At 64.2% G+C, this 15,048-nt stretch carries 17 protein-coding genes; all 17 read right to left on the reverse strand.

The window, feature by feature from the left end; all coding sequences use genetic code 11:
• Positions 1-184, reverse strand: a 184-nt coding sequence (locus tag Q0331_RS05585) for a hypothetical protein (RefSeq protein WP_298075481.1), incomplete at its 3' end; no start/stop codon positions are given.
• Between the two features lie 78 nt (positions 185-262).
• Positions 263-1,399 carry a glutamine-hydrolyzing carbamoyl-phosphate synthase small subunit gene (gene carA, locus Q0331_RS05590; protein ID WP_298075482.1) on the reverse strand — a complete coding sequence of 379 codons (1,137 nt, stop codon included), beginning with the start codon at positions 1,397-1,399 and terminating at the stop codon, positions 263-265.
• Between the two features lie 68 nt (positions 1,400-1,467).
• Complete coding sequence (locus Q0331_RS05595; RefSeq protein WP_298075493.1) at positions 1,468-2,829, reverse strand: dihydroorotase; 1,362 nt, start codon at positions 2,827-2,829, stop codon at positions 1,468-1,470.
• Positions 2,830-2,874: 45 nt separating this feature from the next.
• Positions 2,875-3,810 (reverse strand): aspartate carbamoyltransferase catalytic subunit, encoded by a 936-nt coding sequence (locus Q0331_RS05600; RefSeq protein ID WP_011273596.1) that lies wholly within the window; start codon positions 3,808-3,810, stop codon positions 2,875-2,877.
• A gap of 3 nt (positions 3,811-3,813) precedes the next feature.
• Entirely contained in the window at positions 3,814-4,401 is a 588-nt protein-coding gene (gene pyrR / locus Q0331_RS05605) for a bifunctional pyr operon transcriptional regulator/uracil phosphoribosyltransferase PyrR (protein WP_035010400.1), read from the reverse strand.
• Between the two features lie 70 nt (positions 4,402-4,471).
• A complete protein-coding gene (nusB, locus tag Q0331_RS05610; RefSeq protein ID WP_298075483.1) occupies positions 4,472-5,104 on the reverse strand; it encodes a transcription antitermination factor NusB in 633 nt (210 codons plus the stop codon).
• Between the two features lie 21 nt (positions 5,105-5,125).
• Positions 5,126-5,689, reverse strand: a complete 564-nt coding sequence (gene efp, locus Q0331_RS05615; protein ID WP_034987927.1) for an elongation factor P — start codon at positions 5,687-5,689, stop codon at positions 5,126-5,128.
• Between the two features lie 76 nt (positions 5,690-5,765).
• The gene (locus Q0331_RS05620; protein ID WP_298075484.1) at positions 5,766-6,842 is read right to left on the reverse strand and encodes a Xaa-Pro peptidase family protein; all 1,077 of its coding nucleotides are present in this window, start codon (positions 6,840-6,842) and stop codon (positions 5,766-5,768) included.
• Between the two features lie 38 nt (positions 6,843-6,880).
• The gene (gene aroQ, locus Q0331_RS05625; RefSeq protein WP_298075485.1) at positions 6,881-7,333 is read right to left on the reverse strand and encodes a type II 3-dehydroquinate dehydratase; all 453 of its coding nucleotides are present in this window, start codon (positions 7,331-7,333) and stop codon (positions 6,881-6,883) included.
• 32 nt (positions 7,334-7,365) lie between these two features.
• Positions 7,366-8,472: a 3-dehydroquinate synthase gene (aroB, locus tag Q0331_RS05630; protein ID WP_298075486.1), complete on the reverse strand. Its 1,107-nt coding sequence runs from the start codon at positions 8,470-8,472 to the stop codon at positions 7,366-7,368.
• 75 nt (positions 8,473-8,547) lie between these two features.
• Positions 8,548-9,105: a shikimate kinase gene (locus tag Q0331_RS05635; protein WP_298075487.1), complete on the reverse strand. Its 558-nt coding sequence runs from the start codon at positions 9,103-9,105 to the stop codon at positions 8,548-8,550.
• Positions 9,102-10,361 carry a chorismate synthase gene (gene aroC / locus Q0331_RS05640; RefSeq protein WP_298075488.1) on the reverse strand — a complete coding sequence of 420 codons (1,260 nt, stop codon included), beginning with the start codon at positions 10,359-10,361 and terminating at the stop codon, positions 9,102-9,104. Before aroC ends, Q0331_RS05635 begins: the two co-directional genes overlap by 4 nt.
• Before the next feature lie 54 nt (positions 10,362-10,415).
• A complete protein-coding gene (locus tag Q0331_RS05645) occupies positions 10,416-10,871 on the reverse strand; it encodes a prepilin peptidase (protein ID WP_298075489.1) in 456 nt (151 codons plus the stop codon).
• Positions 10,872-10,973: 102 nt separating this feature from the next.
• Entirely contained in the window at positions 10,974-11,858 is an 885-nt protein-coding gene (locus Q0331_RS05650; RefSeq protein ID WP_298075490.1) for a shikimate dehydrogenase, read from the reverse strand.
• 78 nt (positions 11,859-11,936) lie between these two features.
• Positions 11,937-13,091 carry an endolytic transglycosylase MltG gene (gene mltG / locus Q0331_RS05655; RefSeq protein WP_298075491.1) on the reverse strand — a complete coding sequence of 385 codons (1,155 nt, stop codon included), beginning with the start codon at positions 13,089-13,091 and terminating at the stop codon, positions 11,937-11,939.
• 115 nt (positions 13,092-13,206) lie between these two features.
• On the reverse strand, positions 13,207-13,674 hold the full coding sequence (ruvX, locus tag Q0331_RS05660; protein WP_005294912.1) for a Holliday junction resolvase RuvX: 468 nt from the start codon (positions 13,672-13,674) through the stop codon (positions 13,207-13,209).
• A gap of 21 nt (positions 13,675-13,695) precedes the next feature.
• Positions 13,696-15,048 (reverse strand): alanine--tRNA ligase-related protein (locus Q0331_RS05665; protein WP_298075492.1); only part of this gene is annotated, 1,353 nt, incomplete at its 5' end.

Consider the following 15,048-nt stretch of genomic DNA (forward strand, 5'->3'; position numbering starts at 1 on the left):
CGGCAAACTCCGGGTCGGTCATGATGGTCGCCGGGTTCGAGTTGATCAGCGTAACGCGCAGCCCCTCTTCCTTGAGCACGCGGCAGGCCTGAGTGCCGGAGTAGTCGAACTCGCAGGCCTGGCCGATGACGATCGGGCCGGAGCCGATGACGAGTACGTGGTTGATGTCTTCGCGACGTGGCATTGGTTTTCCCTTTAATTCGGAGTTACTAGCTGTTGCTGGCTGTTGCTTGACTTGGCTCTGTTGCTTTGCTCTGTTGCGTTAGCTGTTCTTCTCGAGATTCGCGAAGAACTTATCGAACAGCGGGTTTGCGTCGTGCGGGCCGGCTGCCGATTCCGGGTGGTATTGGACGGAGAATGCGCTGCCGTCCAGCAGTGCCACGCCCTCGACGACGTCGTCGTTCAGGCAGGTGTGCGTCACCTGCGCCTCGCCGAACGGGGTGTCGAACTTCTCCAGCGCCTTACCCTTCAGGGCGAAGCCGTGGTTCTGCGCGGTGATGTCGATCCGGCCGGTCTGGTGGTCCAGCACCGGCACGTTGGTGCCGCGGTGGCCGAACTTCAGCTTGTAGGTCTCCATGCCCAGCGCGCGGCCGAGCAGCTGGTTGCCGAAGCAGATGCCGAAGAAAGGAATCTTAGCCTCCAGGATCTTCTTCAGCTCCTCCACCGTTGCGTCGGCCGTCGCCGGGTCGCCCGGACCGTTGGAGATGAACACGCCGGTAGCGTCGTACTCTTCCATCAGCTTCTGCACCTCCTCGAAGGTGGTGTTGGAAGGCACGACCACGCTACGCACGCCGCGCTTAGAGAACTCGCGCGGGGTGTTCGTCTTGATGCCCATGTCGTAGGCGATGACGGTGTACTTGGTCTCCCCTTCCGGCTCCACCACGTACAGCTCGTCGGTGCTGACGTCGGCGGAGAGATCCGCACCCGCCATGGAGGGCTGGGACTGCACCTGGCTGAGCATATCCTCGTCGGAGGTGAGGGCGTCACCGCTAAAGATGCCCGCCGCGACGGAGCCCTTGTCGCGCAGGTGGCGCACGATCGCGCGGGTGTCGACGTTCTGGATGCCGATGATGCCCTGGGTTTCCATCTCGTCGGTCAGGCTGCGGTCGGAGCGCCAGTTGCTCACGGAGCGGGACAGGTCGCGGATAACCAGGCCGGCGACCCAGATCTTGTCGCCGCGGGACTCGGAATCCTCGTCGTTCCAACCCGTGTTCCCGATCTGCGGGGCGGTCGCCACCACGATCTGACGGTGGTAGGACGGGTCGGTCATGGTCTCCTGGTAGCCGGTCATGGCAGTGGTGAACACCGCCTCGCCCAGGGTGCGCCCCGTCGCGCCGAATGCGCGGCCGCGGAAGATCTTCCCGTCGGCGAGAACCAGTGCTGCTGGCGTGTAGCTCATTGTGCTTGTTTCCTTAACTCTTAACTGTTGTGTTTGGTTCTTTTGTATTGACGCCCACTCGTGGGTACTTAGTTCACCGCTGAGCCGTTCTTGCAGGTCACCTTGCCTCGCAGCAGCGTGGTGGTCACCTTCACCGGCATTTCCATTCCTTCGTACGGGGTGTTGCTGGCCTTGGAGGCCATGTCCTTGCCGTGCGCCGTCCACTTCTGGTTCACGTCCACCGCGCACAGGTTCGCTGGCTCCCCTACCGCGATCGGGCGGCCGTGGCCGGGCAGCTTGGTGATCTCCGCTGGGCGCTCCGACATGACCTTGGCGACGAAGCGCCAGTCCTCGTCGCCGTCGATGACGAAGATCTTGGCGATCAGCGCCAACGAGGTCTCGATGCCCAGCATGCCGGGGCGAGCCTGGTCGAATTCGCAGCACTTGTCCTCGGAGCCGTGCGGGGCGTGGTCGGTGGCCACGCAGTCGACGGTGCCGTCGATCAGGGCGGCGCGCAGGGCCTCCACGTCGCGCTGCTCGCGCAGCGGCGGATTCACGCGATTCACGCCGTCGTAGGTCTCCAGCCGCGCGTCGGTGAGCAGCAGGTGGTGCGGGGTGACTTCCGTGGAAAGCGGAATGTCCTGCGCCTTGGCCCAACGCAGCAACTCCACGGTGCCTTCCGTGGAGGCGTGGCAGATGTGCAGGCGGCCGCCGTAGTCGCGAGCCATGATGGCATCGCGGGCGACGATGGATTCCTCAGCCACGCGCGGCCAGCCACCCAGGCCCAGACGGGCGGCGGTCTCGCCCTCGTGAGCCACGGCGCCCTCAGTCAGGCGGGGCTCCTCGCAGTGCTGGGCCAGCAGCACGTCCATGCCCTTGGAGTATTCGATGGCGCGGCGCATTAGGCGGGGGTCGTCGACGCACTTGCCGTCGTCGGAGAACATGCGCACCTTCGCGTCGGAATCGGCCATCATGCCGAATTCCGTGAGCTCCTTGCCCTCCAGCTCCTGCGAGATCGAGCCGACCGGGTGCACGTCGCACAGGTTCGTGTTCTGCCCCTTGAACCACACCATCTCCGCGATGGCGGGGTTGTCCGTGACGGGCGCGGTGTTCGCCATGGTGAACACCGCCGTGAAACCGCCCTGGGCGGCAGCCGCCGAGCCGGTGGCGATAGTCTCGGTATCCTCGCGGCCCGGCTCGCGCAGGTGAACGTGCATGTCCACCAGGCCAGGCAGCAGCACCTGGCCGTCCAGGTTCAGCACCTCCGCGCCCTGTGGGGCGGAACCGGCAAGGTCAGCGCCGATCTCGGCGATCACGCCGTCCTGGATCAGCACGTCCTGCTTCTCCCCCTCGCCGTACAGCAACACGCCGCGCAGCAGCACTGCATGCTCCGCGCCGGTGGGGTGGCCCGCCAGCTCGCCGGTGGCCGGGTACTCGGAGGTCATGGTCAAGGCTCCTTCGTCGAAAGTCTTATTATCTGTCTGGGCCATGTGCGCCTAGCCCTCTTCCCCAACTAGCAGGGTGAACAGCACCGCCATGCGCACATGCACGCCCGCGGTTACCTGGTTCAGCACCACGGTCTGCGGGGCATCGGCAACGTCGTAATTGATCTCCATGCCGCGCAGCATCGGGCCCGGGTGCATGATGATCGCGCCTTCCTTCATACGCTCCGCGCGTGCCTGGGAAAGGCCGTAGCGGGTGGCGTACTCGCGGTGCGAGGGGAAGAAGCCGCCGTGCATGCGCTCGGCCTGCACACGCAACATCATCACTACGTCCGCGTCGGCGATCTCGCTGTCGAAGTCGTAGCTGACGCGCACGCTATCCGGCTCTGCGCCCCAGTGCTCAATGCCCAGCGGCACCAAGGTTGGAGGTGCCACGAACACCACCTCCGCGCCGAGGGTCGTGAGCAGCTGCGCATTTGACCGAGCAACGCGGGAGTGCAGGATATCCCCGACAATCACTACCTTCTTGCCGCTAATCTCCCCGATGCGGTTGCGCATCGTGGTGGCGTCCAAAAGAGCCTGGGTGGGATGCTGGTTGGAACCGTCACCTGCGTTGATAATGGCCGTATCGTCCAACCAACCGGCCACCTGCCGAGCCGCTCCGGAGGATGGATGGCGCATGATGATCGCGTCGGCTCCCACGGCCTTCAGGGTCAGCGCGGTATCGCGCAGGGACTCGCCCTTCTTCACGGACGAGCTGGAGGCGGAGATGTTGATGACGTCCGCGCTCATCCACTTGCCCGCGGTCTCGAAGGAAGATCGCGTGCGGGTGGAATTCTCGTAGAACAGGGTGAAGATAGTGCGCCCGCGCAGCGTCGGCAGCTTCTTCATCTCGCGGCCTTCGAGGGCCTCGGCGAAGCGGTCGGCCTCGTCCATCAGGCCTAAAATCTCGGACTTGTTCAGATCGGCAATGCTAATCAGGTGCTTCATGGCTTAGTTGCTCCCTTCCCCAGTGCCTGGCCTGCGGGTCAGAACCACATTGTCTACCCCGTCCAGCTCCGCGAGGTTCACCGTTACGTCCTCGTCGGCGGCGGTCGGAATGTTTTTGCCCACGTAGTCCGCGCGGATCGGCAGCTTGCGGTGACCGCGGTCGATCAGTACCGCCACCTGGACGGCATACGGTCGGCCGATGTCCGTGAGTGCATCGAGTGCCGCGCGGATGGAACGGCCACTGTAGAGGACGTCGTCGACCAGGACGACGATGGCGTCATCAATCCCCTCCGCGGGAACCTTGGTGGGTTTCAGCGCACGGTGCGTCGTGTTGCGCAGGTCGTCGCGGTACAGGGTGATGTCCAGGGAGCCCTGGAACACCTCAACCCCCGTGAAGTGCTGAATCTTCTCGGCCAGGCGGGCCGCAAGCGGCACTCCCCCCGATGGAATGCCGAGTAGAACTACGCGCCGGGAGTCTTCCCCATCCAGCGCCGTCTTTTCAATAATCTGGTGCGCGATGCGCGCGACAGTACGGGAAACTTGATCCGCGTCGAGTAAGGTGACGCCAGCTTCCCCAGCCGTCGAGTTCATCGTGACCTCCTTTCCCGCCTCTCTGTGCGGTCCGTTAAAGGATGTCTACTTTTTGACGACTAGAAGTCTATCACGCTTCGCCGGACTCTTTAACGACTCCGTCGAGCAGCCCGTCCAGGCTGTCGGACTGCTCCGCATTTTCGCTGCCGGATTCGGCGCGCTCTGCCCTCTGAGCGGCGGCCGCGTCGGCGATCTTCATGTCCGCCTGCAGTTGCAGGTCCTTGTTGATGCCGTCCAGCACCGCGTGGATGTAGCTGGGCGCCTTGTCGTGGGAGTACTCGCTGGCCAGCTCCACTCCCTCAACCACGGCCACCTGCGGCGGCACGTCGTCGTTGAACATCAGCTCCCACGCCGCCACCCGCAGCACCGCGCGGTCGACGGCGGGAAGGCGATCCAGCTGCCAATCGCTGGACAGGTGCAGCGCAATGGCCTCGTCGAGCGCGTCCAGGTTCGTCGCCACGCCGGGCACAATCTGCTGGGTGTACTCCGGCACGGGCTTGACCTGGTTCGCGGAATCCTTGGACAGCGAGATGCGCTCCTCGACGATCTCCACCGGATCGATGTCACGGAACTCGGCCTCGAACAGGATGTCAACGGCGCGACGCCGCGCCTTGTAGCGCGAGCCGTGGCGCTTAAAGGCAGCGGCCTGAGCTGCGCTAGCTGTGTTAGCTGAATTGCTATCAGCTGTGTGTTCCTCAGTCATGGGTGAAAAACAGTCGCTGACTTAGTTGTTTACGCGGGACAGGTATTCGCCGGTGCGGGTGTCCACCTTAACGACGTTGCCGGTCTCGAGGAACAGCGGCACCTGAATCTCGGCGCCGGTCTCCAGGGTGGCCGGCTTGGAGCCGCCGGTGGAGCGGTCGCCCTGCAGGCCCGGGTCGGTGTGCTCGATCTTCAGCTCCACGGATACCGGCAGCTCGGCGAACAGCGGCTCGCCCTCGTGGAAGGAAACCTGGACGCTGGTGTTTTCCAGCAGGAACTTCGCGCCCTCGCCCATCAGGTGCGGAGCCAGCTCAATCTGGTCGTACGTCTTCTCGTCCATCAGGACGAAGCTGGTGCCGTCGTTGTACAGGTAGGTCATGTCGCGGCGGTCAACGGTAGCGGTCTCCACCTTCACGCCTGCGTTCCAGGTCTTGTCGATGGTCTTGCCGGAGACGACATCCTTGAGCTTCGTACGCACGAAAGCGGGGCCCTTTCCCGGCTTGACGTGCTGGAATTCGACGATCTGCTGCAGCTTGCCATCAACCTTGAGGACAAGGCCGTTCTTGAAGTCAGCGGTGGTTGCCACGAATGGTCTCCTTATTGAGATTGCGATTGCGAGTATTAAAAATTTTTGGCTGCTACAGTCTAGCAGCCGCCCAAACCTAAACGACGATGAGTTCCGTCGGCGAGGCGTTGCAGCTACGCGCCCCATCGTTGGTGATGACGTACGTGTTCTCGATGCGCAGGCCCGTCTTGCCGGGGATGTAGATGCCCGGCTCGACCGTTACCGTCATGCCTTCTACTAGCTCTTCCTCGGGATTGACGCCCGCCGCTGCCCGCGGGGCTTCATGCACGTCGAGGCCCACGCCGTGTCCCGTGGAGTGCACGAAGAATTCCCCGTAGCCGGCGTCGGTGATCACGTCGCGGCAGGCTGCGTCCACGTTACGTAGCGCCACACCCGGGGCCAGGATCGCCTCGCCGGCCTTCTGGGCACGGTAAACCACGTCGTAGAGTTCGCGAGACAGCTCGTCGGGCTCGCCCACGCAGACCGTGCGGGTCTGGTCGGAGGCGTAGCCGTCCAGGTACACGCCGAAGTCCACGGTCACCAGGCCGGGAACGATCTTGTCGCGGGAGACTCCCGCGTGCGGCTTGGTGGCGTTCAAGCCGCTGGCCAGGATCGTGTCGAAGCTCAGCCCGTCGGCGCCGGCGGTGCGCAGCTGAAACTCCAACTCGGCTGCCGCCTGGATCTCCGGGATGCCCTCGCGGATGCCGTCGTCCTCGATGAAGGAGCGCCACACGCTGTCGGCCAGCTCGCCGGCTGCGGCAAGAGCCTCGATCTCCAGCTCGTCCTTCACCAGGCGCAGTTCCTCCACCACCGATTCCAGCACCGGCGGGTTCCCCAGCGCCCGGGCTTGGCCGTAGTCCAAGCTGGGTTCCACGGCGAAGTCCTTCCCCGCAAACTCGACTGCGCGGCCGAACAGCTTTCCGCCGATCTCGATTGTGACGTCTTCCGGATCGCCGGTCTCCAGTCGGATCTGGGTATCGTAGCGCCCGTCCGTCAGCAGCAGATGTTGGCCGTCTTCGCGGATCACCATAAGCGCGTTGGAGCCGGAGAATCCGGTCAGGTAGCGGACATTCTTCAAGTCGCTGATCAGCAAGGCTGCATACTCGGAATCTTGGATCTTTGCGGTGGCCTTGTTGCGGCGGGTGCGGTAGGCGTCAAAAAACTTTTCAGACATGAACTCTCCAACTTCCCTTCAACAGTAACTAGCAGTGACTACTGTGCGAAAAACCGCAGCGCGGCGACGTAACCGTAGATCCCCAGGCCGGCGATCACTCCGCTGGCCAGGGGGCTTAGGTAGCTGTGGTGGCGGAACTCCTCGCGCGCGTGCACGTTCGAGATATGCACCTCCACGAAACCCGCTCCGTCGGCGATCTCCGCCAGCGCGTCGCGCAGTGCCACGGATGTATGGGTAAAGCCGCCGGGGTTGATGATTACCGCGGCGCCCTCGTCGGCAGCACGGTGCACGCGATCCAGCAACTCGCCTTCGTGGTTGGACTGGAAGAAGTCGACCTCGATGCCCAGGGACGCCGCCTCGCGGGCCAGCAGATCTTCCACGTCGGCCAGCGTGGTGGTGCCGTAGACCTCCGGCTGGCGCTTACCCAGTCGGTTTAGGTTCGGACCGTTGATCACGCACACCTTCGGCGCCTGCGGCTGTACTGCATTCATCGCTGTCTCCTCCTAGTGGATCGTCGGCCCTTTTATGCTTCCACGCTAGCTGCGTATGCCGCGCGCAGCAGCTCCTCACTTGGGCCTTCCAGGCGGGTGGGCTTGCCGACCTGCTCGAGCACCACGAAGCGGATCTTGCCGCCCTTGTTCTTCTTGTCGCGCCCCATCGCCGCCAGCAGCTCGTCGAGCTCGGCGCCGTCGTAGCTGGTCGCCAGACCTATCGCGTTAAGGATGTGGCGGTGACGCCGAACGTCTGCCTCGCTCAGCAACCCAGCCGCCTTGGCCAGCTCCGCCTCGAAGATCATGCCCACGGCAACTGCCTGGCCGTGGCGCCAGCGGTAGTCCTCGTGGTGCTCGACCGCGTGGCCGTAGGTGTGACCGTAGTTGAGGATCTCGCGCAGACTGGATTCCTTCAGATCCACCGCCACCACGTCGGCCTTCACCTGGATGGCTCGGGCGATCAGCTCCGGCAGGCTGCCGTGCGGGTCCAGCGCCGCCTGCGGGTCGGCCTCGTAGATGTCCAGGATTCCCGTGTCCGCAATGAAGCCGGCCTTGACGATCTCCGCCGAACCGGCGACCATCTCGGCCTCCGGCAGGGTCTCCAGGACCTCGAGGTCGACGATGACCGCGCTGGGCTCGTGGAAAGCGCCCACCAGGTTCTTGCCTGCGGGGGTGTTGATACCGGTCTTGCCGCCGACTGCGGCATCCACCATGGCCAGCAAGGTGGTGGGATAGTGCACGACCTTGATCCCTCGCATCCAGGTGGCGGCGATGAAACCGGCCAGGTCTGTGGCGGCGCCACCCCCGAGGCCGATGATGGTATCGGCTCGGGTCAGGCCAACTTCCGCGCAGACATCCCAGCACTCGGCGGCGGACTGTGCCGTCTTCGCCGATTCTGCGTCCTCGATCTGATGGGTGTGCGCGGCGTAGCCGGCATCAGTCAGCCGCTGAGACAGCTCGCTGGCGCGGTCTGTGAGCGCGGGCTGGTGAATGATCAGGTAGTTGGCCGTGGTCCCCGCGGCCTTTAGGATCTCCTCGGTGGCGAAGTCGATGCCGCGGTCGATGACCACCTCGTAGGGCGACTGGGAGGCCACCTTAATGCGCTGCTGCTGAAAGCCTGCGGACTGTGCGTTGGTCATGGTTGGAGAAGATCCTTATGTGGGGTTCTAATTACTGTGGGGTTCTGATTACAGGGCCGGAATATTGGACCCGGACTATAGGGTCCGGGTTGGGTGGGAAGCATCGCGCTCGTTGAGGCGCTCTAGGCGCACCTCTTCGATGAACATCAGGATGTCGGTGACCACGCGGCGGGGCTCCTTGCCGTCACAGCGCACCATGAAGTTGGAGACTTCCTCGTAGTACGCAGAGCGTTGCGCAAAGAGCTGTGCGTACTTGCTCCGCGGGTCGGCGACGTTCAGCAGTGGGCGAGTGTTAGAGCCGGAAGTGCGCCGCACGCCCTCGTCGATGGAGACGTTGAGGTAGACCACCGTCTGGTCGGCGAGCAGGTCCCGGGTGCTTTCGGTGACCACTGCCCCGCCCCCGAGAGAGACGATTCCGTCGGTCTGCAGGGCTTCAGCCACCACGATGGCCTCTTGTTCGCGAAAGCCCGGCTCCCCGAGCTCGCCCATGATCTGGTTACAGGTCTTGCCGAGCTTCTCCTCGAGCATGTGGTCAGTGTCCACGAGCTGCAGGTTTAGGGCGTTGGCCAGGCGCTTACCGATGGTTGTTTTGCCGGAGCCCGGCAGCCCCACCAGCACTGCGCGGGGGCTCATCGGATTTCTCCGTCCGCCACTTCCCCGTCGGCCACGTCGCTGGCCTCAGCGGACCAGTCGAGGCGGGTATCTACGTACTCCAGGTAGGACTGCACGTTGCGCTTGGTTTCCTCCACGGAGTCGCCGCCAAACTTCTTCAGCACGGCGCGGGCCAGTACCAGGGCGACCATGGTCTCGGCCACCACGCCCGCAGCCGGCACGGCGCACACGTCGGAACGCTGGTGGATGCCCGTGGCGGCCTCGCCGGTGGCCATATCCACGGTCTTCAACGCGCGCGGGACGGTGCTGATGGGCTTCATGGCGGCGCGGACGCGCAGCTCCTCGCCGTTGGTCATGCCGCCTTCCAGGCCACCGGCACGGTTGCTCAGGCGACGTACGCCGCCGCCGGCAGCCGCCTCCATTTCGTCGTGCGCCTCCGAGCCACGGCGGCGGGCTTCCTCGAAGCCATCGCCGATCTCCACGCCCTTGATCGCCTGAATGCCCATGAGGGCGGCGGCCAGCTGGGCATCCAGGCGCTCGTCACCGGAGACGTGGGAGCCCAGGCCGATCGGCAGGCCCTTAACAACGACCTCGACGATGCCGCCGAGGGTATCGCCGGACTTCTTGGCGGCCTTGATCTCGTCGATCATGGACTCTTCCGCTGCGGAATCGAAGGCGCGCACCGGCGAGGCGTCGATGCCCTCCAGGTCGGAGAATGCCGGGCTCGGCCCCTCATAAGGCTCCGAGCGGCCGATGCTGATGACGTGCGAAAGCACCTCCACGCCCAGCACCTCGCGTAGCAGGGCGCGGGCAAAAGTTCCGGCGGCCACGCGGGCGGCGGTCTCGCGAGCGGAGGAACGCTCCAGAATGGGGCGCGCCTCTTCGTGGTCATACTTCACCATGCCGGAGAAATCGGCGTGGCCCGGTCGCGGGCGGGTCAGCTTCGCGCCGCGGCCACTGGCCATCTCCTTTGCGACCTCCGGATCGGACTCATCGATCGGGTCTGCGGACATTATCGTGGTCCACTTCGGCCACTCGGTGTTACCGATCATGACGGCAACCGGGCTGCCCAGGGTTTTGCCGTGGCGCACACCGCCGACGAAGGTCACTTCGTCCGCCTCAAACTTCATGCGCGCTCCGCGGCCGTAGCCCAGACGACGGCGCGCCAGCTGATAAGAAACGTCTTCCCGAGTTACCGACAAACCGGCCGGGAGGTTCTCGATCATCGAAATGAGGGCCTGGCCGTGCGATTCACCTGCAGTAGTCCAACGAAGCATAAAGAGCATGATACAGGCCATATGCAGCCTTAGCTTCAATGACGTCCCGGATTATTAACGGAAGATTAATGACGCCACCACCACCGCCCCCGTCGCTACCAACATCGCCGGGCCGTGGGGGCTGGCCCTATCGCGGCCTGCTCTTTGCCCACCGCGAAGGAAGCAGTGCATCACACCGCTCAATCCCAGCGCGGCCACGGCCCCTAACGGAGCGACGATAGCAGCCAGTGTTCCGGTCGTAAGCGCGAGTTTTGCATCCCCGCCACCCGCCAGCAGCCGGGGGTGCAGCAGCGGAAGCCCGAAGGCCACCGCCCACCAGACCACCCCGCCGAGCAGTGCCCAGTGGTTTGCACCCGGTATGGCTAAGGGCACGAGCCCGGCAGCGGGTATGGCGGGAAGAGTCAAATAGTTCGGCAAGCGGGAGGTGCGGGCGTCAATAAGAAAAAGGGCAATAGCCCACGGTAGGAAAGGCAGCAGCAGCCACCAGGAAAGAAGCGGGGTTGAATTCACGCTTCGGAAGGTTAGCCAAGGGCGCGGACAGGCCCCCCGCGTGCGCGGTTTCAAGAAAGCCCGGCCTGTGGAGAGCGAAAAGTTATCCACAGGGGCGCGGATCTAGGCTTGCCCCTTGGCTCGCAACACGGTATCCAGCATGAGTCCTTCCGGGGCTGGATGGCCCGTGAACAGCCGGAACTGTTCCTCGGCCTGGCCCGCCAACATGCGCAAACCATCGGCATGCGGAATTGCTCTTGCCTTAGCCGCAGAAAGCAGCGGCGTGGGATAAGGGTCGTAGATTACGTCCACGATGCCCGCGGCCGCGCACAGCCCCTCCGCCAGATCCTCGGCGGCGTGGGCCGGAATCGTGGAGATCACGACGGCGGCATTGGCGCACGTCCCGGCGATGTCGGCCTCCTCGAAGCGGGCCCAGGAGAACTCCATGCCCAGGGTCTCCACCACGGCCTGCAGGTTCAGGGCGCGTTCGGAGCGAGCCAGCACCGTCACTTCCGAGACCCCGGCGGCCGCCAGTGCTGCAACGGCCGGGCGGGCGGTGCCACCATTGCCGACGATGACCGCTTTGGCGTCCTGCAGAGCGGAAGTGTCCCCGCCGTGCAGGTGCTCCAAGCAGCGGGTCACACCGTCCACGTCCGTATTGTCGGCCAGCCACTTCCCATCCCCCTGCGGCACGAGCGTGTTGGCGGAGCCGATCTCTTGCGCACGGTTTGTTGCCAGGTCAGCCAACTCCAAGGCGGCCTGCTTGCCGGGCATAGTCACGGAGAAGCCGCGAACCTGATCGCCAGACTCGCTCAGCAGTCGGCGGATGTCGCGCGCTTCCCCCGCCTCCACGCGGTAGTAATCCATCTCTAGCCCCAACGCGCGGTATCCGGCGCTGTGCAGCTGCGGGGACAGCGAGTGTTCGATCGGGCTACCCAGCACCGCACAGCGCAGGCCGGGTGTTTCCAGGAACTCATCTACCGACAGCACGTGGCCTGCGGCGGACATACTAATTCACCCTTTGCTTAACTTTGGTTCAGTCGCGAATTTGGCTTGTTCTGGCACGGCTTCTGCTTGGCCGCAGCTCTAGCGGTTCGAATCCAGAACACCGTTCCGGCGGGATTCCTCGATGGCTCGCTCGTGCGCGTCGAAGTCGCGGTTAAAGACCGTTCGACCGTCCTTGTCCACGGTAACGAAGTACAGCCAGTCACCCTCGGCCGGGTTCTCGATCGCGTGCAGAGCCTGCAGGCCCGGCGAGGAGATCGGCGTATCCGGCAGCCCCTCCTTGGCATAAGTATTCCACGGAGTCGGGCGCTTACGATCCTCGTCGGTGGTGGCGACCTCAACCTCGCTCAGGTCATAGTTCACCGTCGAGTCGAACTCGAGCTTCTGGTTCTCGTGCAGGCGGTTCAGGATCACGCGTGCAACCTTGTCGAAGTCGCCCTCCGGCGCCTCGCGCTCCACCAGGGAGGCCGCCACCAGCATGTCATAGGGGCTCAAGCCGACCTTCTCCGCGGAAGATAGCAGTCCAGTGTTCTCGTACTGCTCCTTAGAGGTGTTCAGCAAGGACTTCAGGATCTCCTCCGGGCTGCTGGTCGGGTCGAACAGGTGCACGCCGGGGGAAATCAGGCCTTCGATACGCTTCGGGTCATCGCCGCGGCCATTCACCTTATCCACGGCCCAGTCCGCGATCTCCAGCTGCTCCGGCGGGGTCTTCGCCGCAGCCTTCTGCAGGTCTTCGACGGACACACAGGTGTGCTCATCCTGGCAGGTCTGTTCGGAGATCAACGTGAAGATACCCTTGCGGTTATCGCCGTCGACTACCTTGACGTCTTGGAGGGTCAGGCCGTTGGGAATATCGACCACGCCGCGGCGACGTTCATCGCTGGACAGCCACTCCAAGGCCTTGTCTGCGGACATCTGTTCCTGCAGCGGGTAGTAGCCCGCCTGCAATTCCGGTTCCTTACGCTCCGCAGCGGACATCAGTGCGCGGCGGGAGCCCACCACGTCCTTTTCCACCAGCTGTTCGGACAGGCTATCCACGGAGTCGCCGGGACTCACGCGCACCATGACGACGTTGCCGTTGCCCTCCCCCTCGTAATCGCGCACGGCCACAACGTCGCGCTGGTACCAGACGTAGGCGCAAGTGCCAACCAACAGAACGACCAGAGCGATAGCCAGTGCGGCCGCCATCTGACGGCGCCGTCTGAACTTCGGCTGCATGTTACGGGTCGGTCCCATAGATCCGTGTGGCCTTTCGTACTGGTTTACTCTTGGGTTGCTCTTTAACGTCAAATACAAGCTGAGCCCAACAACGTTAAGCGTCGCCCGTTATTTTCTCACGAATTGGTAAATTTTAGGAAAGCGCGCGCCGCCGCGTGTCTAACCACCCCTGCAGAATATGTACTGCTGCGGCCTGGTCGATCTTCTTTCTGCCTTTTTTACTATTGACGCCGGAGGCGTGAAAAGCCTGCGTAGCGGCCATCGTAGACATTCTTTCGTCCACCATGCGCAGTGGAATATCCGGCAATTCCTCTTTAACCAGCCGCGCAAATTCCTCTGCATTCAGGGTGCTTTGTGTATGGTTTCCGCGCAGTGCAACCGGTAGGCCCACCACAATCTCCACCACGAAATTCTCCCGGCAGATCTCCGCCACACGCTGTACATCCGCGTCGTCCGCGGTGGCCTGAACGGTCTCCACGGGTGTGGCGAGGATGCAGTCCGGGTCCGAGATCGCCACTCCAATGCGCACGGTGCCTACGTCGAGGCCGAGCCTCCGCCCGCGGCCGGGGTCGGTGGCTGGATCTGGCTTCTCGGTCTGCATCAGCGAAAACTCCCCGCGCGACTATCCGCGCAGTGCGCTCTTGACGGCTTCGATGCCGGCGGGGATGCCGGCGGCGTCCGAACCAGAGCCCTGCGCCATGGCCGGCTTACCGCCACCGCGACCAGAAACCTTCTCCCCGAAGGCCTTGACGAGCTCGCCGGCCTTGATGCCCTTGTCCACAGCGGCATCGTTCGCAGCGGCGACGAAGGGCACCTTCTCGCCGTCCACGGAGGCGAAGACCACGACGGCGGGCTCGGACCCCAGGCGGTTCTTCGCATCCATGGCGAGGGTGCGCAGGTCGCCTGCGGCCACGCCTTCCGGCAGCTGCTCGGCCAGGACCTTGACCTCGCCGATAGTCTCAGCCTTCTCCACCAGCTGGCCGACCTGCCCCTGCAGTTGCTGCGCACGCAGCTGCTGGATCTGCTTCTCGGCGGCCTTCAGTTTGGCAGTAAGCGCGTCGATGCGCTCCGGTAGTTCCTCGCTCGGGGTCTTCAGGCTGGTTGCCAGGCCAGCCACCAGAGACTTCTCGGTACTCAGGAAGCGGAAGGAATCCATGCCCGTGTAGGCCTCGATGCGGCGCACGCCGGAGCCGACGGAGGACTCGCCGAGCACGGAGATCGGGCCGACCTGGGAAGAGTGCTCCACGTGGATACCGCCGCACAGCTCCATGGAGAACGGGCCGCCGATCTCCACGACGCGCACCTCGGAACCGTAATTCTCGCCGAACAGGGCCATAGCGCCCATCGCCTTGGCCTCCTCCAGGGAGGTCTCGATGGTGTTCACCTGGTAGTCGCTATCCACCGCGCCGTTGGCGATCTCCTCGATCTGGTTCAGCTGGTTTTCGGTCAGCTGCTCGCCGTAGTTGAAGTCGAAGCGCAGGTAGCCCGGCTTGTTCATGGAGCCGGCCTGCACGGCTGTTGGCCCCAGCACCTCGCGCAGGGCGGCGTGAATCAGGTGCGTGCCGGAGTGCGCCTGGCGAGCCTGGTGGCGCCACGCCTTGTCCACCGTTGCCTGTACCTTTTGGCCCACGGCCAGCTCGCCGCCGCTCACGGTCACGTGGTGTACCCAGACCTTCTTGCCGACCTTCTGCACGTCCTCCACACGGGCGGAGCCCGAGGTGGTGGTCATCTCGCCGCGATCGGCCATCTGGCCGCCGGCCTCGGCGTAGAACGGGGTGCGGTCCAGGATCACCTGAGCGGCAGCGCCCTCCGGGGCAGTCTCCACCAGCGCGCCGTCGCGGATGATGCCCAGCACGGAGGCCTCGTCAGCCAGGTTCTCGTAGCCGGTGAACACGGTCGGGTGGTTATCCACGAACGGACGGTAGATCGTCTGATCCACGTGGCCCAGCTTCTTGGCGTTGTTATCGGCCTTGGC

This window comes from uncultured Corynebacterium sp., from assembly GCF_937999985.1.
Lineage (GTDB): Bacteria > Actinomycetota > Actinomycetes > Mycobacteriales > Mycobacteriaceae > Corynebacterium.